Consider the following 25101-nt stretch of genomic DNA (forward strand, 5'->3'; position numbering starts at 1 on the left):
CACCAATCAAACGATTTGTGTTTTTTTAATATATACCTACATTATTATTACGTTCAATTTCTTTCATATTGCGTACAGGTTGTTGTTTATTGTGATCATACGGATTCATGAAATCGGGATAATCTGTAATAATCGCATCTACTCCTTGATGGATTAACGGCGCGACTAAAGCTTGATCCCTCACTGTATATGGCTTCACTTGAAAACCGTAACGATGTGCACGTTCAACTAAATCGTGAGAAACTATTTTAACAGAAGGATTATAAAAATCAGCAAAAGACTTGAACCATTGTAAATCACGATCTTGAACACGTGGATTATTCGGACTAATCAACACACCATGTTTCAGTTTCGGTAACAGTGATTTTGAAACTTTAACTGCATGATGGTTAAATGACTGAATGGCAATACGATCCGTTGCTTGATCCAACCCGTAATGCTTCAGCGATTGTTTAATCTTTTCCTCAATACCTGGATAATACTCCGGCGTTTTAATTTCAATTAATATCCCGATTGATTCATTTTTAAATCGCTTGAGTACTTCATCAAAAGTTGGTACGCGCTCACCTTGATACTTTTGATCAAACTTTATACCTGCGTCATACTGCTTAATCTCGGATAATGTTCTATCCCATATGTTTCCTGTGCCTGTCGTTGTCCTCTCTAAAGTATTATCATGAATCACAACGAGCTGTCCATCACGCGTAAGTTGCAAATCAAGCTCAATGCAATCAGCATGCATAGCAAGTGCAAGTTCAAATGCTGCCATTGTATTTTCAGGTGCATAACCACTCGCCCCACGATGTGCAACAGTTAAGACGTCTCGATTGATTTGTGTAACAGAATGAACCTCATGTGGTACTAATAGCATAAATAGTAATACTGTTAATACAAAACTTAAGGTCTTTTTCATTGTCACGCTCCTTTATTGGGATATATTTATCATATCAAGTCGTTATTAAATCACTTTTAATTTTCGTTTAGATTTCGTTAAAAATGTAAAATACTCTTTTAGAGTTTCAAATTTTATGCATCAATTATTAAGATAATCATTGATTGTGAAGATAAGTATATTCCACGCGTTTTTACTCACGTTTTGATAAGATGAATTTATATCATATTGCAAAGGAGTATACATATGGTCAACCACATATTTAAAAGTACAGCAAGATTTAAGGGCGGGTATAACGGCGAAGGAACGATTGAAAATAAACATTTAAAATACAAAATTTCGATTCCTGCAGAAATGAATGGTCCGGATATCGGTACGAATCCAGATGAAATGTTAATGTCTGCTGCTGTGACGTGTTTCACTATTACATTAAGTTCTTATTTTGAAAAAAATAATTTACCAGTAGAAGTAAATCATGTTGATGCAACAGCGACTATAAGCGTTAATAAAGGGATACAAATTTACGAAAGTATAACATATGTTGTTTATCTGGAAAGAACTGCTGATAACGAATCAATAGATATGAAAATATTAAAACGCATTATTGACAAAGCAGAAAACAATTGTATGATTACGAAAGCATTAAAAGGGAATGTTGAAGTGAGCATTGAAAGTATTTATTTAGATGAACAATACATTTTTCATGAGGATACAATTTAAATAAGTAGAAATAATTAATCACGAAACCCATCCTACACGCATTAAGAAGTTATTTTTTTACATCACAAATTATTTTTATATAATATTGTATCGTATGCATTTTCACTACATTTTGATTCAGTTTTTGTGGTGCATTTCTATATTTTTATATAACAAAACACTGAAAAATTGCCTATCAAAAACTTTGATAACGGTTACAAAAGCAATAATTATACAATGTGTAATACTATACTTCTATCTTTATTTTTCTACCTATCTACTTATATTGCAGATTAAAATATGATATTATTATAACATAATAACTACAGAATTTTCAGACTTCTAACGAAAATTCCATTGACATTCGTTTGTTTTAGCAATAAAATAATCAAGTACGGAAGAAAAGAGGGATGAATAAAATGAGTTCAGTTACAGAAATTAAAAAAACAAAAAAACCATTTATCAGCCTACCCATGCAAATCCTGCTCGCATTAGTGCTAGGGATTGTTGTAGGTGCATTATTAAATGGTAAAACAGAGTATGTTAATTACTTACAGCCACTTGGCGATATTTTTCTACATTTAATTAAAATGATCGTTGTACCAATTGTATTCTGTTCACTTGTTATTTCTATCGCCGGTACTGGTGATATGAAAACAGTTGGACGTTACGGATGGAAAACATTGCTTTACTTTGAAGTTATCACTACATTTGCAATTGGTTTAGGGATTATTTTCGCAAACATCTTTAAACCCGGTTCAGGTATCAATAAAGATTTACTTCCTAAAGGTGATGTTACGAAATATACGACAAATGCAGAGGCAGCTGCGCATTCAACATATGGGAATCATATGATTGATACAATCGTTAATATTATTCCAACAAACATTATCGATTCAATGGCTAAAGGTCAATTATTACCCGTCATCTTCTTTTCAGTCTTCTTCGGACTAGGGTTAGCAGCGATCGGTAAAAAAGGAGAACCTGTTAAAGCGTTCTTTGACGGATTTTTAGATGTTATCTTCTGGATGACAAATCAAATTATGAAATACGCGCCTATTGGTGTATTTGCATTTATGGCCGTTACGATTATTAACTTAGGTTTAGGTGCTTTAATTCCATTAGGTAAATTAGCATTAGTCGTTGCTGGATCTATGATTTTCTTTATTATCGTTGTACTCGGTGGCGTTGCAGCAATTTGTAAAATTAATATATTCCACTTACTTGTTATTTTAAAAGAAGAGTTAATCTTAGCCTTCTCTACTTCAAGTTCTGAAACAGTATTACCTAAAATCATGGAGAAGATGGAGAAATTCGGCGCACCGAAAGAAATCGTATCGTTTGTTGTACCAACAGGATATACATTTAACTTAGATGGATCTGCTTTATACCAATCGATTGCAGCATTAACAATTGCGCAAATGTATGGTGTTCACTTATCTGTAATGGAGCAATTAGTATTACTTGTAACGTTAATGTTAACGTCTAAAGGGATGGCAGCCGTACCAGGAACATCTATTGTTGTATTAATCACAACACTTACAGCAATGAATATCCACCCTGAAGGTTTAGCATTAATTATCGGTATTGACCGTATTTTAGATATGATGCGTACAGTCGTAAACGTTGTTGGTAACTCATTATCAACACTTGTCATTGCGAAATGGGAAGGGCGACTTGATTATGAAAAAGGCCGCAAGTACTACGAAACATACGCGAAGAAATAAAAAAATGATCCCCTACACTTCATTGTGAAGGGGATCATTTTTTTGTCTATTGATATTGTTTTTAATGATTGATTTATTATTATTTTAAATAACGATCAACGGCATCTGCTACTTGTTGCACATGTGTACCAATAATGACTTGTGCATTTTTACGGCCAACTTTCATTACACCGGCTGCACCCGCTTGCTTAATCTGTGCTTCATCTACACGTTGGTTATCTTTCAATTCAAATCGTAAACGCGTCGCACAATGCGTCACCGTTTCAATATTATCTTTACCACCTACGCCAGCAATAACAAGTTGCGCTAATTGATCATATTTACCTTCAGTTTCTGTCTGTTGTGTATTAACGTGTTGACTCACCTGCATCTTATCAATTTCTGCATCGGATTCTCGACCCGGTGTCTTGATGTCTAACCACTTGATGACAAATCTAAAAATAATATAATACAGAATGAAGTAAACAAGACCTAATACAAGTAACATATATGGTTGATTTGCATTTGGATTTCTAAATGATAGCACGAAGTCAATTAATCCTGCACTAAATCCAAACCCTGCTGTCCAGTGGAAATTTGCTGCAATAAACATTGATATACCTGTTAGAACGGCATGAACCAAATATAATAATGGTGCTGTAAACATAAATAGAAATTCAACTGGTTCTGTTACACCCGTTAAGATTGCAGTAAAAGCACCTGCTAAAAATATACCAGCCACTGCCTTCTTACGCTTCGTCTTTGCTGAATGATACATCGCAAGAGCAGCACCAGGAATCCCAAACATCATAACCGGGAAAAAACCTGCCTGATACATCCCAGTAACACCTTTAACAGCATCTTTCGTATTAAATTTCGGAATATCATTAATACCTGCAACATCAAACCAGAAAACAGTATTTAATGCATGGTGTAGACCAGTCGGTATTAATAAACGATTAAAAAATCCAAATAAACCTGCACCTACTGCACCTAAACCAATCATCCATTTACCGAAGGCAACTAATGCGCCATTCAATGTCGGCCAGATAAATAAGAAGATTAAGGCGATAAATAATGAAATACCTGATACGACAATCGGCACTAACCTTCTACCACTGAAAAATGATAATACAGCTGGTAATTCAGTTTGATGAAACTTATTAAATGCCCAGGCAGCAACTAAACCGATAATAATGCCAATCAGTACATTGTTCCCTAAAGTTTTAAATCCCGCATCCACTTTATCCAATTTAATATGCATTAAATTTGAAACACTTTCAGGCTTTAATAATGTTGTAACAACCATAAAGCCAACGACAGCGGCAAGTGCAACTGCCCCATCTCTAGATTTCGCCATTCCTAATGCAACACCAATGGCAAAGAGTAACGCAAGATTTCCAAAGATTGCATTACCTGATGCAATCAAAAATCCCGCAATCTGATTATTTACGCCCCATCCTGTCGGGTCAATGGCATACCCAATACCTAATAGTAATGCAGCTGCTGGTAATACGGCAACCGGCAGCATTAAACTGCGACCTAATCTTTGTAAAAATGAATACATCGATTGTCCTCCTCTGAAATAAAATTTCCCACTTATCTTATTTTATGCTTCTAACCATTAGAAAACAACATAAAGTTACATGTAAGTTGTATATAAATGATGTACATCTCCTGTTGAATATGTAATAATGATATGTAGTCTTCTAAAAAGGCTTTTATTTATATCGAGAATTGGATATAATTAAGCAATAAATAATATAAGGGTGATTGAATGAAGAGTCTTCCATTTCTATTTAAAGGTAGATTAACTGCTTATCAAATATCTACAGCAACAGATATTGATATTGAGATGATTGAATCACTATTTAACGATGAACAGCAAATCGAATCTTTAGATGAGGCAACGTATACAAAATTAAGTAAACTAGAGCAAAGTTTATTTCCAAATGAATTAAAAAATAATGAAACAAGTGCATAACTTGATTCATTATTTTTTTATGATTGTTGATATTTATGCTGCAAGAAGTGCATAGAATCAATAATTAATGCTTTGAGTACATGTATATTAAGTTCATCTATATCACATACATATATACTCGTTTTCCCTAACGTATGCTTTCCTAAATCTTTTAAATAGCGTTCTCGATTTTTATTTTCCGGCGCAAAGTATAAACTCATTTTCCCTTTTTTAACACCAAATGCTACTAGTGGTGCATCCCCTTCAATTTGATCATTGTAATGATAATGATAACTGCCAAATCCGATTATATTCGGTCCCCACATTTTCCCGACGTAACCTGTTGTGGCTTCGAATATTTCTAATAATTTCAGACAATCTTTTTTTCGCTTTTCATCTTCAATCGATGTTATAAATTGAATGACATTATCTTCTGTGTTAATCGGTTGTGTCTTCATGATAGCCCTCCAATAGTCACTTTTAAATAATTATACTATATATTCAGAATATTTAATATATTGATTCGGCTGTTTTCTTTCAAATCTTGCGTTTAATTCGACAAAATTCGGGAAAGAAAATAATAAGATAAATAATAATGCGGAAGTGGGTGCAGACTTATGAGTATCATCGTACTGAAAACGTCTTATCCTTACACACCAAATGAACAAACAGAATATAAATTAATTCAAAATGAAGTTGAGAAAACGACTTACATCAACCATATGAAAGAAAAAACTGCTGCAATTGCGAACGAAACTGATGAACCTCAAATCATTAAACTTGAATTTATTTATCCCGAGGATAAAGAAACGTACTTATACAAAACATTAAAAAACGAAGCGTAACTGTTGTTACACTTCGTTTTTTAATGTTTGTATTAATAAATTCGTTTTGCTTTCTAATGTGATTGTGATTTGGTCAATCGCATCATTTTTATTGTATTGTGCTGTATACAGTGTACTATCAATCGGTTCGCCAAATTGAATAAAACATTTATTCCTTTTAAACAATACATCGCGGAATCGAACGGGTCCATCGTATGCTGCAGGTACAATTTTCGATTTACTTATAACAGCAATCGTCGCTGCTCCTTTCTTCATCGGGGCATTATCTACACGACTGCCACTCGGGAAAATGCCTACAATATGTCCTTCCCGTATGAGTTTTATAGGTGTCTTAAGTGTTGATGGGCCTGGATTTTCACGATTTACAGGGAAAGCATTACATGATCTGAATAATCGATCTAATAGTTTCCCTTTAAATAATTCTTGTTTCGCCATGTAGTGAATTTCTCTTGGATATAACGCCATCGCTAATATTATAATTTCAACCATACTTCTATGATTACATGTCACAATAAAGGGTTCATTTTTAGGGACATTTTGCTTATCGAAAACTTTTACTTTTCTTAAACAAATATGGGTCACAAAGTATATCAATGTTGTTAAAAATTTATACATAGCTTAAACTCCTTGAAAAGATGACTTTGTTATATTTTATCATAAAGCGGTACGGACACAATAATTTTTCAACATTTGAATATTTCGTGAACACGAGGGATATTGTATGAATTTTTGTATCAATAATGGTATCTTATTTTATTATCTGAATATTTAATTGTATACGAATCGGATATTATCATTTTTATCGAATAGTGACGGAGGGATTTTTTTGGAGCATAATGAGCATATGAATCAAAATAACAATAATATGGATTTACCACATCAGGAAGTAGAAAGTGAACAAAGTTCGTCTCAATCAGCGAATATGCATACAACACCACCTCAATCAAATACATATAGTAACAATACGAAACAACATAAAAGTAGTGCAGGATTTGGTAAATTGTTACTCGCTGCCCTTCTCGGTTCAGGGTTGACTGTTGGTGCGATGCAATTGCCGAATTTAATCAATTCAAATCATCAATCCGAACTAGCAACACCTATCCAGGTCGATCAGAAGACGAGTGGCAATAACGTAAAGCTTGCGGATATGATTGAACAAGTCTCGCCTGCTGTTGTCGGTGTTATCAATATGCAACAAGCTAATAGCAATATCTTTGACATATTAAAAGGCCATAGTAGTTCTGAAGAAACACCTGCTGGTACAGGTTCAGGTGTCATCTATCAAGTGACAAATGACGAAGCATTTATCGTTACAAACAACCATGTTGTTGAAGGTGCGAAAGATTTAAAAGTGAGACTCTCTAACGGTAAGACGGTCGACGGACAATTAATTGGTAAAGATGCGTTAACTGACATCGCCGTCCTTAAAATTAAAGGACAATATAATATTAAACCTATCGCATTTGCAGATTCTTCAAAAATAAGAGTCGGAGATACCGTATATGCGATCGGTAATCCACTTGGCATCGAACTATCTGGCAGTGTGACAGAAGGGATTGTCAGTGCGAAAGAACGTACGATGAAAGTTGAAACATCAGCCGGTGAATCTTCAGTAAAAGCGATTCAAACAGATGCAGCGATTAACCCTGGTAACTCAGGTGGTGCTTTAATCAATAATCAAGGTCAATTAATCGGTATCAATACGTTAAAAATTGCATCTGATAAAGTGGAAGGTTTAGGCTTTGCTATCCCTTCAAATGATACGAAAGTATTAATTGAAAAGTTAGTGAAAGACGGAAAAGTCGTGCGACCATTTATGGGGCTTGCATTAGTGAGTGTGAATGCTGTACCGACACAATATTTAGAAGAAATGAAGATTCAAATAGATCACGGAGCCCTCGTAGCAAGTGCAGATAGTGTTGCTGGAAAAGTGTTTAAAGAAGGCGATGTTATTACGCGTGTCGACGGACAAGACGTTCAGTCTGATAGTGATATCAGAAACTATATTTATAAAAATAAAAACGCTGGTGACACCGTTCAATTTAAAATCATGCGTAACGGTAATGAAAAAGAAGTTTCACTCAAATTAAGAAGTACTGAAGATAAATAGGAAAAAAACCGAACATACATCTATGCACAAGAAAACTGTGATAGATTGTATTGTTCGGTTTTTTATTGGTTTCATATGATTATTGATTGAGAAAATACTTATTTAGTTCTGCATAGCATTATTTAGAAACTACGGTCAGCGCCACCGCCACCGAAATCTCCACCACCAAAACTGCCGCTATCAAAGCCTCCGGATGAGAACCCTCCGGATGAGAACCCTCCGCCAAAGCTGCCACCTGTCGGGAAGAAGACAACGGGTCCTGTTGAACGACGACGTCCACCACCGCCGCCACCTCGTCCTCCACCCATGAAGATAGAAATGACAAGGTATAATAAGAATAAACCAATTAATATTTCAAATACGCTAATTCCACCAGTACTTTCATCTGCCATTGGTGTATCACGTGTATATTTCTCACCATCATATCCATAACTTTTACTCACTTCATCGAAGATTGCATTATATAACTTACCTAATCCTTGTGCATACAACGCTTTACTTTCAGCGGACTGTGCTTTCGGGTCTAGTGCTAAAGCTTTCTTCACATCAGGCATCGCGTACTTATCAATTAATGCACCAATTTTTGCATCATTCAGCACACCTTCCAGGCCATAACCGACTTGAACATTGATGCCACGATTTCGATATTCATTACCATTATCTAAATTGAACAGGATCACAATCCCGTTGTTTTTCTCTTTATTGCCGACACCGTACTCACGTGCAGCACGGAGCGCATAATCTCCTTTTACTTCCTGCCCGATTGACGGCATCGTCATGATTAAGATTTCAGCAGTCGTCCCTTGTTGCAAAGACTTACCACGTTGATTGATGAAATCTTTTTCATTTTGCTTAAAGATGCCGACATGATCCTGAACAAATATAGGTTGCTCAAGTTTAGGCAGAGGTTCAGCTGCATTCACCGGTAAAGTATTAAAGAAGATTAAAAAGAGCGCGATAGCAATCGCGAACTTTTTGTTTAACATTATTTTGATTCCTTATCAGAATTAAAATCAATACTTGGTGCTTTATTCGCAGCTTCATCCGCTTTAAAGAATTCTTTCTTTTCAAATCCAAATAATCCTGCATATAAAGTCGCCGGGAAACTTCTTACCGCTTTATTGTAATCCGTCACAACATTATTATAATCATTACGAGCGACAGCGATACGATTTTCAGTACCCGCTAATTCATCACGTAATCCTGTAAACTGTGTATCTGCTTTTAACTGAGGATAATTCTCCTGAATTGCAATTAAACGACTTAACGCAGAATTTAACTCTGCATTGGCATTGGCTTTATCAGCCATTGAATCACCTTTTGCAGCACCTGCTAATTTCGCACGCGCATCAGAAACATCTTTAAATACTTTCTCTTCATGTTTCGCGTAACCTTTAACTGTTTCTACTAAGTTTGGAATTAAATCTAATCGACGTTGTAATTGTGTATCAATTTTCGCTTTTGCATTTTCAACATCAGAATCAAGACCCACTAATTTATTGTATGGTCCGATAAGCATACTACCAAGAAGCAACAATACGACAACGACTCCGATAATTGGTATTAATAATTTTTTCATGTCATTTCTCCTTTTATGTAATAATTATTTTTACCCTGATATTGCGAGAATAAACGCGTAATTACTGAAAATGAGGTGAAGTTTCATTCTCCTTCACCTCATTATAATATTACTTGTAATTTACCATAAAGTATTTTTTCTTACCACGACGAATGATTGTAAATTCATTATCAATCTTATCTTGTGACGTTATTTCATGATTCGTATCCGTTACTTTCTCACCGTTTAATGAAATAGCCCCGTTCGTCACATCTTCACGTGCCTGACGTTTACTTGGTGCAATGCCCGCTTCGATTAATACTTCTACGATATTCGTATTCGTTACTGTCTTTTGTGGTACATCTTTAAAGCTTGTACGTAACTGATCTGCTGTTAATGCTTTTAAGTCACCTTTGAATAATGCTTCAGTAATATTCTTCGCTTCTTCTAACGCAGCTTCATCGTGAACATATTTCGTTACTTCTTCAGCTAATTTCTTTTGTGCTAAACGTAAATGTGGTTCTGTTTCAACTGACTTTTCTAATGTATCAATTTCTTCTTTGCTTAAGAACGTAAAGTATTTTAAGAATTTAATAACATCACTGTCAGGTGTGTTAATCCAGAACTGGTAGAACTCGTAAGGGCTCGTCTTCGTGCGGTCTAACCATACTGCTCCACCTTCAGATTTACCGAACTTCTTACCATCTGACTTCACAACTAACGGTACGGTCATACCGTAAGCTTCAACTTCACCGTACATACGACGCATTAATTCTAAACCACTCGTAATGTTCCCCCATTGGTCACTACCACCAATTTGAAGTTTAACATTATGCTCACGATTCAAATGACCGAAGTCAATAGCCTGTAAAATCGTATACGTAAATTCTGTGAATGAAATCCCTGTCTCTAAACGTGTCGCAATACTATCTTTACTTAATAAGTAGTTCACACCAACGTGTTTACCGTAATCACGTAAGAACGTTAATAAATCGATCTGACCTAACCAGTCTTTATTATCGACACGCATCGCACCAGTGTCACCACCAAAATCAAATAACTGTTCCATCTGTGCACGAATACCATCGACATTATGCTGTACTTGTTCTAAAGTTTGTAACGTTCTTTCATCAGTACGACCTGAAGGATCGCCAATCATCCCTGTTGCGCCACCAATTAATACAACCGGACGGTGTCCATGCTGCTGGAATCGCTTTAATGTCATAAAAGGTAACAAGTGACCAATATGCAAGCTGTCTGCAGTCGGATCAGTTCCACAATATACACTGACACTTTCTTTGTTTAATAACGCTTCGATTTCTTCCGGGTGCGTCTCTTGATAAATTAAACCTCTCCACTTTAATTCTTCTAATAATGCATTTGCCATCTTTGTTCCTCCTCTATTCGTATGATTTATGATTTAAATAGAACTAGGCTTCAGGACAATCATCAGACCGATTCATTCGCCAGATAAAAAATAAATATGAACACAAATCATAAAAAAAGCACCCCTACAAAAAAAATGTAAGGGTGCTGTCGCACGGTACCACCATACTTATGATAAAATCATCACTTGATTAATGAAAAAGGTCATTATCCTTAAGGTCTTTTCGCTCAGGTGTATTCATATTTCCATTGCTTAGTTTGCACCAACCACTAAGTCTCTTCATTCAATGTGCCATATTACTTGTCCTGACAACCTCAATATTCAGTTCAATTTAAATTATGATACTAGTTTATACAATTCGTTCCATAACGTCAAGGTGATAAATATATGATATACTAAAAATTATTCAGGAGGAATTTTGTATGCCGAAAAACTTGCGCCAAATTTTCAAATCTATAACAATTAAAAAAGATCAAATCGCTGAACAATTTAAATCATATGACTATACACCATATGTCTGGTTTAACGGTATTTATGAAACGGTGTCACGCATCTTTATCTTTTTATTGCTCTCAAGTTTACTATTTGGAGCATTGTTACTAGGCATCGGTTCTGGTTATTTTTTAGCACTTGTAAAAGACGAGCCTGTTAAAAATAGCACAGCTTTAAAAAAATCACTTTATGAAATGAATGAAAGTACAACGGTATATTTCGGAACGGGTGAATCACTCGGAACATTAAATGCAGATGTCCAGCGTGAAGTTATTAAATATGATCAAATGAGTCCACACGTGATTGATGCGTTAATCGCGACTGAGGATGAGAACTTCTATAAACATAATGGTGTCGTACCGAAAGCATTTATTCGTGCAACTGCGCAAGAATTCTTAAACATGGGTGTAACGAGTGGTGGGAGTACATTAACGCAACAGCTCATTAAGAATCAGTTGTTAACAAATGAAACATCGTTTAAGCGTAAAGCGAAAGAAATTATGTTGTCGTTTAATGTAGAGAAAGCATTAACGAAACATGAAATCGTCGAAGCTTATTTAAATGTAGTCAGTTTCGGTCGAAATACGAATGGACAAAATATTGCCGGGGTACAAGCAGCAGCACAAGGTATATTTGGCGTAGATGCCGACAAATTAAATATTGCTCAGGCTGCTTACATTGCTGGATTACCTCAAAATCCTTATACGTATACCCCATTTCTTCAAACGGGTAAAGTTAAAAGCGATAAAGATTTACAACCAGGTTTACTACGACAACAATATGTATTAAACCGAATGTATCAGGAAAAGAAAATTAATAAAAAACAATATGATGAAGCGAAAAATTTTGATTTAAAAAAATCATTTACAACTGAATTTAAAGCGCCTCAGGAACAATACCCATTCTTAACACAAGAAGTGGAATCACGTGCGATTGATATATTAAAGTACATCTTTGCCGAAAAAGATAATATTTCACGACAAGAACTTGACGAGACGCCAGTCCTTGAGGAGAAATATATTGGTATTGCTAATCGTGCAATACGAAATAATGGATATATTATTGACACGACAATCCATAAAAATATATTCGACACGATGGATCGAATTAAAGACAATCCTAACTATTATTCATATGCACGTACCGCAAATGTTCAAGGCAAACAAAAGACGATGAACATGGAAGTCGGCGTATTATTAAAAGAAAATGAAACAGGCAAAATCCTATCGTTTATAGGTGGTAGAAATCATAAAGATTCACAAAATAATCACGCGACGAAAACGAAACGTTCCCCTGGTTCAACAATTAAACCGTTATTAACGTATGCGCCAGCGATTGAATATGGTATGACAACACCTGAAACAGCATTACTTGATAAACGTTTCGACTATAATGGTTATTCACCAGAAAACTATGCGCGTATAGAATATAATGTCGTGACCACACGTTACGCATTAGAAAACTCATTAAATTTAAGTACGCTACGTTTATATTCAAGTATTATGGATAAGGAACCTTGGAAACTATTGAATAAGATGCATTTTAATATTCCAAAGAATGAACAGGAAAACTTATCATTAGCGCTCGGTGCGACAGATATCACTTTAGAAAACAATGTCGATGGTTTCTCAACACTCGCGAACAAAGGAAACTATCAGGAAAGCTATATGATTGAGTCGATTAAGACACGCGATGGTAAAGTCATTTATCAGCATAAAGCAAGACCCGTGCGCATCTACAGTCCTGAAACAGCTTATATGACAACTGATATGTTACGTGGCGTATTAAATACAGGTAGTGCTTATCTATTGAAAGGTGCATTTGCATATCAGCAAGACTGGGCCGGCAAAACAGGAACAACACAAGATGCAAAAGATAGTTTATTTGTTGCATATAATCCAAACGTCACGATGGGAATCTGGATGGGCTATGATGTGCCGACATCGTTTGATGAAGAGAACCACTATCAACTGAAATTATGGCGTGATATTATTAATCAAATTACGGCACAAGATCAATTACAAATGGGTGTTGGTAAAGTATTCGAACAACCGACAACGGTAAGTAACATCCCACTCTGTCAATATACGATGTCTCAGCAAGGTGCTTGTGACGGAAACGAACAAGTTAAGCCAAGTTTAGTTTGGAAGAAAAGTGATATTACGCAGAAGAAAATAGACGATGTGAAAGTATTAGCACGATTAGGCATTAAACTCGATCCAAATACAAAAGGTAAAATTTCAACGAAGACAAACCCATCTGCCACACAAGAACAAGCGAAGCGCAATGCACAACAAACGGATAAAACTAAAACGAACAATTAAATTCATCAAAATAAACACCTTAAAAGTTGAATGATCAGATTCATCTTTTAAGGTGTTTTCAATTTAATGCAGTTTCATTAACGCTTTTATTAAATTAGAATAATCCTACAGCGTTTCCATCTGCATCTACATCCATTTTTAATGCTGCTGGTTCTTTCGGTAAACCAGGCATTGTCATAATGTCTCCTGTTAATGCAACGATAAATCCTGCACCTGTTTTAGGGATTAATTCACGAATTGTTACGTTAAATCCAGTTGGACGTCCTAATTTCGTTGGATCATCTGAGAATGAATATTGTGTTTTCGCCATACATACTGGATACTCGTTCCATCCATTATCAGCAATTGTTTTTAATTGTTTACGCGCTTTATCAGCGAAAATAACATCATCCGCACCATAGATTTTTTGTACAATTGTACGGATTTTTTCTTCTACAGGTAATGATAAATCGTATAATGGTTTGAAGTTTTGTGGTGTTTCTAGTACTTCAAGGACTAACTTCGCAAGCTCAACGCCGCCTTTTCCGCCATGTTCCCAAACTTCAGTTAAAGCTAATTTTACACCACGTTCTTTCGCCCAGTTTTGAACGAATTCACGTTCAGCATCTGTATCAGTCACGAAGTTGTTTAATGCGATGACTGGCTCAACTCCGAATAATTGTAAGTTTTCGATATGTTTTTCAAGGTTCGCAATACCTGATTTTAAAGCTTCAACGTTTTCAGTACCTAATTCCGTTTTCGCTACGCCACCATGCATTTTTAACGCACGGATTGTTGCTACAACGACGATTGCATCCGGTTGAATTTCAGCTTTGCGTGATTTAATATCCATGAATTTCTCAGCACCTAAGTCAGAACCGAATCCAGACTCAGTAACAACGATATCTGCTAATTTACGTGCAGTCTTCGTTGCGATGATTGAGTTACATCCATGTGCGATGTTCGCGAATGGGCCTCCATGAATTAACGCAGGAGTACCTTCAATTGTTTGTACTAAATTTGGCTTTAATGCATCTTTAAGGATTAACGTTAATGCACCTTCAACACCTAATTCTTTAACTGTAACTGGTTTACGGTCATACGTATAACCAATTGTCATCTTACCTAAGTTTTCTTTTAAGTCAGTAATGTTATTTGATAAACAGAATACAGCCATGATTTCAGAAGCAACTGTAATATCGAAACCATCTTCACGCGGTACACCTTTAAATGGGCCTCCAAGACCTACAACAACTTCACGTAATGTACGGTCATTCATATCGATAACACGTTTCCATTCAACACGACGTGGGTCGATGTTTAATTGGTTCCCTTGATAAATGTGGTTGTCAATGAATGCTGCTAATGCGTTGTTCGCAGTTGTGATTGCATGTAAGTCACCATTGAAATGTAAGTTGATCTCTTCCATTGGTAATACTTGCGCGCGACCACCACCAGTAGCTCCACCCTTCATACCAAATACAGGTCCTAAACTTGGCTCACGTAATGCAACCATTACACTTTTACCTAATTCTTTAAATGCATCAGAAATACCAACTGTTACCGTTGATTTACCTTCACCTGCTGGAGTTGGGCTCATTGCAGTAACAAGTACAACTTTACCTTCTTTATTTGTTGTCACTTTTGAAGTATCGATCTTTGCTTTAAAGTGGCCATAAGGCTCAACTGCATCTTCTGGAATTCCCGCTTCTTTAGCAATTTCCAAAATAGGTCGAACAGTCGCTTGGTTCGCGATTTCTAAATCTGATAAATATTTAGTCATTTGAACATTCTCCTAATCTTAAAAGTGTCTTTACTATTTAATAATAAGATAACGCTTTCAAGATGTCGAATATTTTATCTGTTTTTTTAGTAAATTTTATCTTTAGTCTTCCATTGTAGATAAATCACCTGTCGGAAGATCTAATTCCCACGCTTTCAATACTCGTCTCATTATTTTACCTGAGCGCGTCTTTGGCAATTTATCTTTAAACTCGATTTCTCGTGGCGCTGCATGCGCAGCTAATCCTTCTTTCACAAATAATCGAATCTCTTCTTTTAGTTCATCACTTTCTTTATAACCTTCACGTAAAGCGATAAATGCTTTGATGATTTCACCTCGAATTGGATCGGGTTTACCGATAACACCTGCTTCCTGTACAGCCGGATGTTCAACGAGTTTCGACTCAACTTCAAATGGTCCGACGCGTTCACCTGCAGTCATAATCACATCGTCAACACGTCCCTGGAACCAGAAGTAGCCATCTTCGTCCATATATGCACTGTCACCTGAAATGTACCAGTCACCTGGTAAGAAATACGATTGATATTTTGGTTCGTTATTCCAGATGGTCTTCATCATTGATGGCCATCCCGCTTTCATTGCAAGGTTACCCATTCGATTTGGTGGTAATTCATTGCCTAAATCATCGACAATTGCAGCTTGTACACCTGGTAATGGTTTCCCCATAGAACCTGATTTAATATCCATGTCAGGCACGTTTACAATCATATGAGCTCCTGTTTCAGTCATCCACCATGTATCGTGAATACGTAAATTAAACACTTTATCTCCCCACTTTATTACTTCTGGGTTTAATGGTTCACCCACAGATAAAATATGTCTTAAATGCGATAAATCATATTGTTCAACTAACGCATCTCCTGCCCCCATTAACATTCGGAATGCCGTCGGTGCTGAATACCAAACTGTAACTTTGAATGCTTCTAACGTTCGATACCAGCCTTCAGGTGAGAAACGACCGCCTACGATGACATTCGTCGCACGATTTAACCAAGGTGCAAATATCCCGTAACTCGTTCCAGTTACCCAACCCGGGTCAGCTGTACACCAATACACATCGTCTTCTTTTAAATCTAACACGTAATGACCAGATATATAGTGCTGAATCATTGCGTTTTGAACATGGAGTACCCCTTTTGGCTGACCAGTTGAACCTGAAGTATAATGTAGAATTAGACCGTCATCACGTGTTAACCATTCTGTATTAAATTCAGTAGATGCCGTTTCAAAATGGTGATTAAAATCAATAAACTGTGCATCAACCTGATCATCTATTACAACGATATGCTTTAAATATGGTAATTCATCTTGTGGAATACGGTTTAACAAACTATTTGTTGTAATAATCACACTTGCTTCACTATTTTCCAGACGGTCTTTCACCGCTTTTTCCATAAATGCCTCAAATAATGGGCCAACGATTGCACCAATTTTCAAAGTACCTATTAGTGCAAAATATAATTCCGGACTACGTGGCATAAAGATGAAGACGCGATCCCCTTTTTTCACGCCTGCCGCTTCAACGAGCACATTTGCCGCTTTATTGGATAAAGCCATCATCTCTTTAAACGTATAACTTTCATGACGCTGTGCATCTTTATATAATAAAGCGACCTTATCACCATAACCATCTTCAACATGTCGATCAATACACTCATGCGCCATATTGACTTTTCCTGTCTTTGACCATGTAAATTGCTTTTCAATATCTTTCCAGTTAAAGTCCTTGTATGTACGGTCATAGTCTTTTAAATTATGATTGCCAGCTTTGGCTTTAAAAATTTCAGTTTTCACTTAAAATCCCCCTTGTAAACGTTTTCAATATCACAATAATTATTATATAATATAATTAACTGATAATTCAAAAAATAAGATAATTATTTCATTCTAAATTAATATAAAACAAAACAATAAATATTTTCCTGACATTAATAGCAGTACGAGGAGGGTTTATGAAACATATTAAAACATATAACAAATCAACACTCCCTTACCACGGTCGCGAGTTAATCATCGAAGGACCGCTTGATGGGCACACGCTACAAAAATACACATTTGATCATGGTCTCGTTGCATTTCGTAGACCTGACGAACAGTTTGAAGCGATTATTGAAATTGCTGATTTAGAAGAAGGACGAATCATTATTTGTCGTGATGGTATCAACATCGTCGGTTATACGACGTATCTTTATCCAGACCCGATGGAGCGCTGGTCAGATGGTCGTTTACCTTATATTCTTGAACTGGGTGCCATTGAAATCAGTCAGCATTACCGTGCTTTAGGTATTGGGACTGAAATGCTGAAAGTTGCGATGATGGATGATGCGATGGAAGACTTTATCGTAATTACGACAGAATATTACTGGCATTGGGATTTGAAAAATAGCGGGCTTGATGTCTTTCAATATAAGGACATTATGCAAAAGATGATGGGCAGTTGCGGTATGCAAGTGTTCTCAACCAATGACCCTGAAATCACAAGTCATCCTGCTAATGCACTCATGGCGAGAATCGGCAAACGCATCAATAATGAACAAATACAAGCATTTGATAATTTAAGATTTCAAAATCGATTTTTCTTTTAGGAGGTATTTATGTTAGTCGAACGCATTATGACAAGTCCATGCATAACATTCAATGCGAAAGGTACGATTAAATCCGTCATTCAGTTAATGAACGAGCAAAATATTCATCACGTCCCTATCGTTGATGATGAAATGCAATTACTAGGCATTATTAGTGATCGGGATATAAAGCAGGCACTTCCCTCTAATTTAGATGACAGCACGTCTCTTGACTTAAACGTGTCCATTACTAAAATCATGCAGCACAACGTCATTACGTGTCACCCACTCGATTTCGTTGAAGAGATTGCATTAGATTTCTATAATGCATCGATTGGCAGTATTCCTGTAGTTAAACGTGGGAAAGTTGTTGGTATCGTGACTGCAAAAGACATGTTAAATACATTTATCGAATTAACAGGTGTTGTGACGCCTGGTACAACGATACAAATTCAAATTCCGGATATACCTGGCAATATGCACGAAGTAACGGAAGTATTTCATCGACATGCAATTGGGATAGAGAGCATACTCGTCTTTCGCGATAAAAATAATATCGGCAAAAAAATCGTCAGTGTACGAATGATGTCCATGCATCCGCAAGCTATTATTAAAGCGCTGGAAGCAAAAGGCTTCCAAGTTTATCATCCGATGGAAAACAGCCTATGACGTTATTTGTATATGACGATGCTTTGCTCAATTATCGCTTTCGTGATGATCATCCCTTTAATCAGATGCGCTTGTTATTAACAAAGTCATTGCTGGAAACGAACCAGCTATTAACGGACAATGATATTCTTCAACCGCGAATTGCAACGGATGAAGAACTACTTCTTGGCCATCAGGCAGAATATATTCAAGCGGTAAAGTACGCAGGAAGCAACAAATTAAGTGCACAAGATTGTGAAAAGTTCGGTCTGAATTCTAATGACACGCCTAATTTTGAAGCGATGCATCATAAATGCGCTTTACTTGTCGGCGCCACGCTTACCGCAGTGGATGCTGTATTACAGCATAAAACTGACACAGCATGTAATTTCGCGGGTGGATTACATCACGGTTTCCGTGGTCGTGCATCAGGATTCTGTATATATAATGATGCGACCGTTGCAATAGAATATATAAAGCAACATTACCAGAAGCGTGTATTATATATCGATACAGATGCGCATCATGGAGATGGTGTACAATTTGCATTCTATAATGATAAAGACGTATTTACGTATTCCATCCACGAAACTGGACGCTACTTATTTCCAGGCACAGGAAGTATTCATGAAAAAGGCGATGGTGATGGTTATTTATACAGCATGAATTTACCGGTAGATGCTTATACAGAAGATGATTCATTTCTTAGTACATTTGAAAAAAGCATTGTACGTGCATGTGAATTCTTTCAACCTGATATCATTTTGAGTCAAAATGGTGCTGATGCGCATTATTTAGATCCATTGACACATTTATCGGTCACACATCGTACCTTTCAGCAAATTCCGCATATCGTCAACCAATGTGCTAAATCATATACACAAGGCAAATGGATTGCACTTGGTGGTGGTGGATATAACATATTCCAGGTCGCACCACTAGCCTGGGCACAAGTTTATAATGCGATGAAAGGTAATCCACCGCTCACTGGTAGTATTCCTCAAGCATGGATAGATAAGTGGCAACCGAAAGCACAAATTAAGATTCCAGCGGAGTGGAATGAAGATTTAACTGGATACGAAGCGATACCGAGAAGACTTGATATTGAGGAAAAAAATGAACAAACATTGGAACGTGTAATAATGCATTATTGAAAAAAAGCGATTAAACATAATGCTTTGTTCTCTTACGATTAACAGCTTAAACGGCGGAACAGAAGTTGCCACTACGACAAAAACCGAACGAAAACGATAAATCAAAGCGCGATTTATGAGTTTTCGTTCGGTTTTTTTGCGCGCAGAACACTTCTGTCCGAGTCTCTTCATTATTTATTAATTATAAATATTTACTATTTCGTAGTCCCACGATAAACAATACTATAAGGTAATGTCACTTTAGATGCTTCAATAGGTTCATCATTCATGTATTTAGTTAGTAAACGCATTCCGACCGCACCAATATCATATAACGGTTGCATTACACTTGAAAGTTTTGGACGTACCATCTTTACAAGTCGCGTATTATTGAAACTAATAACTTGTAAGTCATTCGGCACATCTTTACCGTTATCCTGTGCGGCATGCACAATACCAATCGCTTGTTCATCACTAATACACATAATCACTTCCGGATTAACCGCTTTCACAGCTTCATATGCTTTCTCACCATCTAAATACTGTTCTTCTCCAATATAAATGGCTGCTTCATCAAGCGATAATTGATTTGCAGATAACACTTCTTTTAATCCTGCTAATATATCAATTTGTGCTTTTTCAGAATATCCTCCACCGACAAATGCGAATTGCTTCACACCGTCCTGAATGAATTTCTCAGCAATTTCTTTACTTGCATTAATATAGTCAATATTAACAGCTGGTAAACTCGCATCTAAATCATGCGTTCCTGATACAACAACTGGTACAGACGACGTCTTAATTAAGTTCGTTGTTTCTTTAGATAATGTGCCCCCTAAGAAAATTATACCGTCTACTTGTTTCGACAATAAATTATTGAATATTTCCTGTTCTTTTTGCGCATCATTATCTGAATTAGAAATAATCGTTTGATATTTATACATCGTCGCAATATCTTCTAATCCACGTGCTAATTCAGAATAATAAACATTTGAGATATCAGGGATGATTACACCAACTGTAGTCGTCTTCTTACTTGCTAAACCACGTGCAACCGCATTTGGTCGATAATTTAATTTTTTGATTACTTCATTCACTCTATCTCGCGTTGCAGGTTTGACATTAGGGTTGCCATTCACTACACGTGAGACAGTTGCCATTGATACTTTCGCTTCACGTGCAACATCATATATTGTAACTGTCATTATATCCTCCTGTAACCGTTTTATTTATTATAATAACACGTTTTCATATATTTTTCATTTATTGCGTTATAGTTTTCACAAATAATTAATATTTTATAATATAAAGCGCATTATTCATACATTCGTGCAGATTTTACAATCTCCTGATAGAACGTTTCAAATTCATTTAAGTCCATCTGTTGACCGGCATCGCTTAATGCAACTGCAGGATTTGGATGTACTTCAGCCATCACACCGTCCGCACCAACAGCAAGTGCTGCACGTGCCACAGGTAACATGATATCTTTACGTCCTGTTGAATGGGTTACATCCACCATGACAGGTAAATGGGTACCTTGCTTTAAGATCGGTACTGCAGAAATATCTAACGTATTACGCGTTGCTTTCTCATATGTTCTAATACCGCGTTCACATAGAATAATATTCGTATTACCATTAGCATGAATATATTCCGCTGCATAAATGAATTCTTCAATTGTTGCGCTTAAGCCACGTTTTAAAAGGACAGGTTTATTTGTCTTACCTGCTTCCTTTAACAATTCAAAGTTCTGCATATTACGTGCACCAATCTGGAAGACATCCACGTAGTCATTTGCTAATTCAAAATGTGCAGGATTAACAATTTCAGTCACTACGTTTAAGCCGTATTGCTGCTTCATTTGGGCTAATATTTTTAGTCCATCTACTCCTAACCCTTGGAAATCATAAGGAGAAGTTCTTGGTTTAAATGCACCACCACGAATAAACTGCTCACCTTTCGCATGTAAATTCTTCGCGACACTATCGACTTGTTCAAATGACTCTACAGAGCATGGGCCAAAGATAAATGATTTCTTACCGTCTCCAATGACTGCACCATTATCAAACGTCACAATTGTATCTTCAGGTTTTAATTTACGTGAAACAAGCAAGTGCTTTTCACTATTAGACTTCTGCAACTCTGTTGACGCCTTAAATATTTCTTTAAATAACTGTTTTATGACATTATCATCGAACGGACCGTTATTCATATCCTGTAATCGATTAATCATTTCTTTTTCACGTTCTGGATCATAAATCGCTGTGCCTTGTTTACGCTTTTCTTCTCCAATTAACTTCGCAATTTCACCACGTTCACTGAGTAACTTTAATATTTCAATATTTATCGCTTCTATTCTATCTCGTAAATGATTCAATTCATTCATCTTTTATACCCTCTTTATATTCAAATTAAAAAATAGTAGACTGTCAGCCTACTATTTTATCATACTCCTAAAGTAATTGTGTATTATTTGTTTTTAGCTTTCTTGTCCATTGCATTAGCGATATCTATCGTCGCTTTGCTTTCTTTCTCTGCTTCGTCTTTTATCGGTGTTGATAATTCTTTATCGACAACAGCAACAGGTTGTGTCAATGAATCATCATTCACTTCAGACTTAATAGCATCTTTTTGAAGTTGTAAATCACTAAATGTAACATGGTTATCTGTTTTATTTAGCTTTTGTTCTGCTTTCTCTTTAATAGCAGCAGTCTTCTCTGATAACGTTGCAGCAAACGCATTCGCTTTTTCTTTGAAAGTTTGTGCTTGTTCAAGTTGTTTGTTGTATTGATCAGCAGACTTTGCTTTCAACGTTTCAGACTTTTGGCTTAAATCTTGTTGTAATTCTTTACCTGCTTTCGGTGCAACAAGTAAACCGATAAAAGAACCGACAACTAATCCAGCCGTTAAACCGATTGAAAAATCGCGCGCCGTAGTATCTTTCTGAACTTTATATTCTTTCACAGTATGTGTGTGCATATCTCTATTATATGTGTTTGGCATTATCATTACCTCCGAGAATTGATTTAATTTTATTGTATTCAAAAAATTAAGGAATGTACATTAATGTACATTCCCTAATACGCATTATTTTAAACCAGCGTTAATTTTATCTTGATTTAAATGATCACCTTTTGTATGTGTTTCGTTAAAGTTGTTTTGGCTTGTGTGTGGTTCTGCAAAGTTCACTGCATTGCGACGTTGCTTTCTCATTTGCCATTTATCCGCAACTTCCATTGCTACGTTTGACCATTGAACAACTTGAGAAATTTTATCTTCGTTTTGTGAAATGTTGTGTGTAATCGAAGAAGTCACATTATCTACTGAGCTGTTTAAATTTTGAACTGTTGAACCGATACCACTTACTGCGTCAACTACAGTGTTTAACTTTAATACTTTACCTTGAACATCTTCAGCTAAACGGTTCGTTTTGTGAAGTAAATCTGTTGATTCACGTGTAATCCCTTGAATTTGTCCTTCAACACCGTCAAGTGTCTTAGCAACATGATCTAAGTTCTTCTTCACTGACATTAAAGTTAAACCAATGAAGATACATAGTACTAAAAATGCAATTGCAGCAATTAATCCTGCGATTGGTAAAATCCATTCCATAAAAACGCCTCCTAATATTTATAACTCTTGTTATAGTGTCAAATACCCTGCTTCTATTAGTTTAAACATACTTCTTACGAGTTATGCAAGATTTTCGTAAGCTTTTTGTACTTTTTGAATATCTCCGGCACCCATAAAGATAATGACACCATCTTCATGTACTTTTAATTGTGACACTGAATCCTCATTGATTAAAGCTGCATTTGGAATTAATACTTGTAAATCTTTAATCGTCAATTCTCCAGATGCCTCACGGGCTGAACCGAATATATCACATAAATAAACTTGATCCGCCACTTTCAAACTATCGGCAAAGTCTTGTAAGAATGCACTTGTTCTAGAGAAAGTGTGTGGCTGGAAGACAGCAATAATATCTTTATTAGGATATTTCTTTGATGCCGATTCTAACGTTGCTTTAATTTCCGTTGGATGGTGTGCATAATCATCAATCAGCATTTGTGAGCCGAATTTCTTCTCGCTGAAACGACGCTTTACACCACCAAATGTTGCTAATGCTTCTTTAATTGCGTTCATATCTAAATGTTCTAAATAACAAATCGTAATGACTGCTAATGCATTTAATACCTGGTGATTACCAAACATCGGCGTCTTAAAAGTATCTATATATGTGCCGTCGATATATACATCGAATTTCGTACCTGATTCGACTGTTTCTACATTTTTTGCAATCACTTTGTTATGGTCACCGAATCCATAATAATACATTGGAATTTCAGTTTTGATATCTTTTAAGTGCTCATCATCACCACAAGCTACGATTGCTTTCTTAACTTTCTTCGTCATCTCCTGGAATGCGTTAAACACATCGCTCATTGAAGCGAAGTAATCCGGATGATCAAAGTCAATGTTAGTAATAATGGCATAATCCGGTGAATAACTTAAGAAGTGACGACGGTATTCACAAGCTTCAAATGCGAAATATTCACTATTTGGCATACCCATACCTGTACCGTCACCAATTAAGAATGATGTCTTTTTATCACCATTCATCACATGTGATAATAAACCTGTCGTACTCGTCTTACCATGAGAACCTGTAACGGCTACAGAAGTATATTCGCCCATAAATTTACCTAAATAGTCATGATAACGCGTTACTTCTAAACCTAATTCACGTGCACGTACGATTTCCTCATGATCATCGCCGAATGCATTTCCGGCAATAATCGTCATGCCAGGTTGAATATTATCTGCGTTAAACGGTAATATTGTAATCCCTTTATCACGTAATGCGATTTCTGTAAAAAACTCTTTCTCGATATCTGAACCTTGGACTTGTTCTCCCATATCGAATAAAATGTGTGCTAACGCACTCATACCTGAACCTTTAATACCAACAAAATGATACAAAGTCATGTGCT

At 36.2% G+C, this 25101-nt stretch carries 23 protein-coding genes; 9 read left to right on the forward strand and 14 right to left on the reverse strand.

All coding sequences use genetic code 11. From position 1 onward, the window contains the following. Window positions 1-25: 25 nt before the first annotated feature. Entirely contained in the window at window positions 26-913 is an 888-nt protein-coding gene (locus tag OCL94_RS11085; protein ID WP_262996990.1) for a glycerophosphodiester phosphodiesterase, read from the reverse strand. Window positions 914-1138: 225 nt separating this feature from the next. Between OCL94_RS11085 and OCL94_RS11090 the strand changes: the two genes are divergently transcribed. Continuing rightward, entirely contained in the window at window positions 1139-1612 is a 474-nt protein-coding gene (locus OCL94_RS11090; protein WP_262996991.1) for an OsmC family protein, read from the forward strand. Between the two features lie 398 nt (window positions 1613-2010). Next, window positions 2011-3318, forward strand: a complete 1308-nt coding sequence (locus tag OCL94_RS11095) for a cation:dicarboxylate symporter family transporter (protein ID WP_262996992.1) — start codon at window positions 2011-2013, stop codon at window positions 3316-3318. A gap of 79 nt (window positions 3319-3397) precedes the next feature. Here the strand turns inward: OCL94_RS11095 and nagE are convergent, their stop codons facing one another. After that, entirely contained in the window at window positions 3398-4864 is a 1467-nt protein-coding gene (gene nagE / locus OCL94_RS11100) for an N-acetylglucosamine-specific PTS transporter subunit IIBC (RefSeq protein WP_262996993.1), read from the reverse strand. 210 nt (window positions 4865-5074) lie between these two features. Between nagE and OCL94_RS11105 the strand changes: the two genes are divergently transcribed. Next, complete coding sequence (locus OCL94_RS11105; RefSeq protein ID WP_262996994.1) at window positions 5075-5281, forward strand: hypothetical protein; 207 nt, start codon at window positions 5075-5077, stop codon at window positions 5279-5281. Window positions 5282-5298: 17 nt separating this feature from the next. On the opposite strand, the gene OCL94_RS11110 is transcribed toward OCL94_RS11105, so the two are convergent. After that, entirely contained in the window at window positions 5299-5718 is a 420-nt protein-coding gene (locus tag OCL94_RS11110; protein WP_262996995.1) for a DUF1801 domain-containing protein, read from the reverse strand. Window positions 5719-5877: 159 nt separating this feature from the next. On the opposite strand from OCL94_RS11110, the gene OCL94_RS11115 reads away from it, so the two are divergent. Then, complete coding sequence (locus OCL94_RS11115) at window positions 5878-6105, forward strand: hypothetical protein (RefSeq protein WP_262996996.1); 228 nt, start codon at window positions 5878-5880, stop codon at window positions 6103-6105. Between the two features lie 6 nt (window positions 6106-6111). On the opposite strand, the gene OCL94_RS11120 is transcribed toward OCL94_RS11115, so the two are convergent. Then, the gene (locus tag OCL94_RS11120) at window positions 6112-6720 is read right to left on the reverse strand and encodes a lysophospholipid acyltransferase family protein (protein WP_262996997.1); all 609 of its coding nucleotides are present in this window, start codon (window positions 6718-6720) and stop codon (window positions 6112-6114) included. 211 nt (window positions 6721-6931) lie between these two features. On the opposite strand from OCL94_RS11120, the gene OCL94_RS11125 reads away from it, so the two are divergent. After that, complete coding sequence (locus OCL94_RS11125) at window positions 6932-8215, forward strand: S1C family serine protease (RefSeq protein ID WP_262996998.1); 1284 nt, start codon at window positions 6932-6934, stop codon at window positions 8213-8215. A gap of 122 nt (window positions 8216-8337) precedes the next feature. On the opposite strand, the gene OCL94_RS11130 is transcribed toward OCL94_RS11125, so the two are convergent. The 3 genes from OCL94_RS11130 to tyrS all read right to left on the reverse strand — a co-directional run bounded on the left by OCL94_RS11130 (window position 8338) and on the right by tyrS (window position 11160). After that, window positions 8338-9201, reverse strand: a complete 864-nt coding sequence (locus OCL94_RS11130) for a TPM domain-containing protein (RefSeq protein ID WP_262996999.1) — start codon at window positions 9199-9201, stop codon at window positions 8338-8340. Further along, window positions 9201-9794: a LemA family protein gene (locus OCL94_RS11135; RefSeq protein WP_262997000.1), complete on the reverse strand. Its 594-nt coding sequence runs from the start codon at window positions 9792-9794 to the stop codon at window positions 9201-9203. Before OCL94_RS11135 ends, OCL94_RS11130 begins: the two co-directional genes overlap by 1 nt. A 109-nt stretch (window positions 9795-9903) precedes the next feature. Beyond that, window positions 9904-11160 (reverse strand): tyrosine--tRNA ligase, encoded by a 1257-nt coding sequence (gene tyrS, locus OCL94_RS11140; protein ID WP_262997001.1) that lies wholly within the window; start codon window positions 11158-11160, stop codon window positions 9904-9906. A gap of 422 nt (window positions 11161-11582) precedes the next feature. Here tyrS and OCL94_RS11145 point away from each other — a divergent pair, with 422 nt between their 5' ends. Further along, window positions 11583-13976, forward strand: a complete 2394-nt coding sequence (locus OCL94_RS11145) for a transglycosylase domain-containing protein (RefSeq protein WP_262997002.1) — start codon at window positions 11583-11585, stop codon at window positions 13974-13976. 94 nt (window positions 13977-14070) lie between these two features. Here OCL94_RS11145 and OCL94_RS11150 read toward each other — a convergent pair whose 3' ends face one another. Continuing rightward, a complete protein-coding gene (locus tag OCL94_RS11150) occupies window positions 14071-15738 on the reverse strand; it encodes a formate--tetrahydrofolate ligase (protein WP_262997003.1) in 1668 nt (555 codons plus the stop codon). A 102-nt stretch (window positions 15739-15840) separates the two neighbouring features. Next, window positions 15841-17553 carry an acetate--CoA ligase gene (gene acsA / locus OCL94_RS11155; protein WP_262997004.1) on the reverse strand — a complete coding sequence of 571 codons (1713 nt, stop codon included), beginning with the start codon at window positions 17551-17553 and terminating at the stop codon, window positions 15841-15843. A 158-nt stretch (window positions 17554-17711) separates the two neighbouring features. On the opposite strand from acsA, the gene OCL94_RS11160 reads away from it, so the two are divergent. From OCL94_RS11160 to OCL94_RS11170, 3 genes are read left to right on the forward strand one after another with little or no spacing between them, the layout of a single operon-like run. Next, a complete protein-coding gene (locus tag OCL94_RS11160; protein WP_262997005.1) occupies window positions 17712-18344 on the forward strand; it encodes a GNAT family N-acetyltransferase in 633 nt (210 codons plus the stop codon). 9 nt (window positions 18345-18353) lie between these two features. Then, on the forward strand, window positions 18354-18992 hold the full coding sequence (locus tag OCL94_RS11165; protein ID WP_262997006.1) for a CBS and ACT domain-containing protein: 639 nt from the start codon (window positions 18354-18356) through the stop codon (window positions 18990-18992). Next, window positions 18989-20125 (forward strand): acetoin utilization protein AcuC, encoded by a 1137-nt coding sequence (locus OCL94_RS11170; protein ID WP_262997007.1) that lies wholly within the window; start codon window positions 18989-18991, stop codon window positions 20123-20125. Before OCL94_RS11165 ends, OCL94_RS11170 begins: the two co-directional genes overlap by 4 nt. A 194-nt stretch (window positions 20126-20319) precedes the next feature. On the opposite strand, the gene ccpA is transcribed toward OCL94_RS11170, so the two are convergent. The 5 genes from ccpA to murC form a co-directional block, all read right to left on the reverse strand. Next, window positions 20320-21309: a catabolite control protein A gene (gene ccpA / locus OCL94_RS11175; RefSeq protein ID WP_262997008.1), complete on the reverse strand. Its 990-nt coding sequence runs from the start codon at window positions 21307-21309 to the stop codon at window positions 20320-20322. 110 nt (window positions 21310-21419) lie between these two features. Beyond that, entirely contained in the window at window positions 21420-22493 is a 1074-nt protein-coding gene (locus tag OCL94_RS11180) for a bifunctional 3-deoxy-7-phosphoheptulonate synthase/chorismate mutase (protein ID WP_262997009.1), read from the reverse strand. A gap of 83 nt (window positions 22494-22576) precedes the next feature. After that, entirely contained in the window at window positions 22577-23110 is a 534-nt protein-coding gene (locus tag OCL94_RS11185) for a YtxH domain-containing protein (RefSeq protein WP_262997010.1), read from the reverse strand. 84 nt (window positions 23111-23194) lie between these two features. Then, complete coding sequence (locus OCL94_RS11190; RefSeq protein WP_262997011.1) at window positions 23195-23719, reverse strand: DUF948 domain-containing protein; 525 nt, start codon at window positions 23717-23719, stop codon at window positions 23195-23197. An 81-nt stretch (window positions 23720-23800) separates the two neighbouring features. Beyond that, the gene (gene murC, locus OCL94_RS11195) at window positions 23801-25096 is read right to left on the reverse strand and encodes a UDP-N-acetylmuramate--L-alanine ligase (protein ID WP_262997012.1); all 1296 of its coding nucleotides are present in this window, start codon (window positions 25094-25096) and stop codon (window positions 23801-23803) included. Window positions 25097-25101: the final 5 nt, after the last annotated feature.

This window comes from Macrococcus capreoli (assembly GCF_025628935.1).
GTDB classification, from domain to species: domain Bacteria; phylum Bacillota; class Bacilli; order Staphylococcales; family Staphylococcaceae; genus Macrococcoides; species Macrococcoides capreoli.

What these genes read in the sequence shown, in the direction of transcription:
- OCL94_RS11085 (WP_262996990.1), bottom strand. Translation starts at nt 913, where the DNA reads ATGAAAAAGACCTTAAGTTTTGTATTAACAGTATTACTATTTATGCTA.
- OCL94_RS11090 (WP_262996991.1), top strand. Translation starts at nt 1,139, where the DNA reads ATGGTCAACCACATATTTAAAAGTACAGCAAGATTTAAGGGCGGGTAT.
- OCL94_RS11095 (WP_262996992.1), top strand. Translation starts at nt 2,011, where the DNA reads ATGAGTTCAGTTACAGAAATTAAAAAAACAAAAAAACCATTTATCAGC.
- nagE (WP_262996993.1), bottom strand. Translation starts at nt 4,864, where the DNA reads ATGTATTCATTTTTACAAAGATTAGGTCGCAGTTTAATGCTGCCGGTT.
- OCL94_RS11105 (WP_262996994.1), top strand. Translation starts at nt 5,075, where the DNA reads ATGAAGAGTCTTCCATTTCTATTTAAAGGTAGATTAACTGCTTATCAA.
- OCL94_RS11110 (WP_262996995.1), bottom strand. Translation starts at nt 5,718, where the DNA reads ATGAAGACACAACCGATTAACACAGAAGATAATGTCATTCAATTTATA.
- OCL94_RS11115 (WP_262996996.1), top strand. Translation starts at nt 5,878, where the DNA reads ATGAGTATCATCGTACTGAAAACGTCTTATCCTTACACACCAAATGAA.
- OCL94_RS11120 (WP_262996997.1), bottom strand. Translation starts at nt 6,720, where the DNA reads ATGTATAAATTTTTAACAACATTGATATACTTTGTGACCCATATTTGT.
- OCL94_RS11130 (WP_262996999.1), bottom strand. Translation starts at nt 9,201, where the DNA reads ATGTTAAACAAAAAGTTCGCGATTGCTATCGCGCTCTTTTTAATCTTC.
- OCL94_RS11135 (WP_262997000.1), bottom strand. Translation starts at nt 9,794, where the DNA reads ATGAAAAAATTATTAATACCAATTATCGGAGTCGTTGTCGTATTGTTG.
- tyrS (WP_262997001.1), bottom strand. Translation starts at nt 11,160, where the DNA reads ATGGCAAATGCATTATTAGAAGAATTAAAGTGGAGAGGTTTAATTTAT.
- OCL94_RS11145 (WP_262997002.1), top strand. Translation starts at nt 11,583, where the DNA reads ATGCCGAAAAACTTGCGCCAAATTTTCAAATCTATAACAATTAAAAAA.
- OCL94_RS11150 (WP_262997003.1), bottom strand. Translation starts at nt 15,738, where the DNA reads ATGACTAAATATTTATCAGATTTAGAAATCGCGAACCAAGCGACTGTT.
- OCL94_RS11160 (WP_262997005.1), top strand. Translation starts at nt 17,712, where the DNA reads ATGAAACATATTAAAACATATAACAAATCAACACTCCCTTACCACGGT.
- OCL94_RS11165 (WP_262997006.1), top strand. Translation starts at nt 18,354, where the DNA reads ATGTTAGTCGAACGCATTATGACAAGTCCATGCATAACATTCAATGCG.
- OCL94_RS11170 (WP_262997007.1), top strand. Translation starts at nt 18,989, where the DNA reads ATGACGTTATTTGTATATGACGATGCTTTGCTCAATTATCGCTTTCGT.
- ccpA (WP_262997008.1), bottom strand. Translation starts at nt 21,309, where the DNA reads ATGACAGTTACAATATATGATGTTGCACGTGAAGCGAAAGTATCAATG.
- OCL94_RS11180 (WP_262997009.1), bottom strand. Translation starts at nt 22,493, where the DNA reads ATGAATGAATTGAATCATTTACGAGATAGAATAGAAGCGATAAATATT.
- OCL94_RS11185 (WP_262997010.1), bottom strand. Translation starts at nt 23,110, where the DNA reads ATGCCAAACACATATAATAGAGATATGCACACACATACTGTGAAAGAA.
- OCL94_RS11190 (WP_262997011.1), bottom strand. Translation starts at nt 23,719, where the DNA reads ATGGAATGGATTTTACCAATCGCAGGATTAATTGCTGCAATTGCATTT.
- murC (WP_262997012.1), bottom strand. Translation starts at nt 25,096, where the DNA reads ATGACTTTGTATCATTTTGTTGGTATTAAAGGTTCAGGTATGAGTGCG.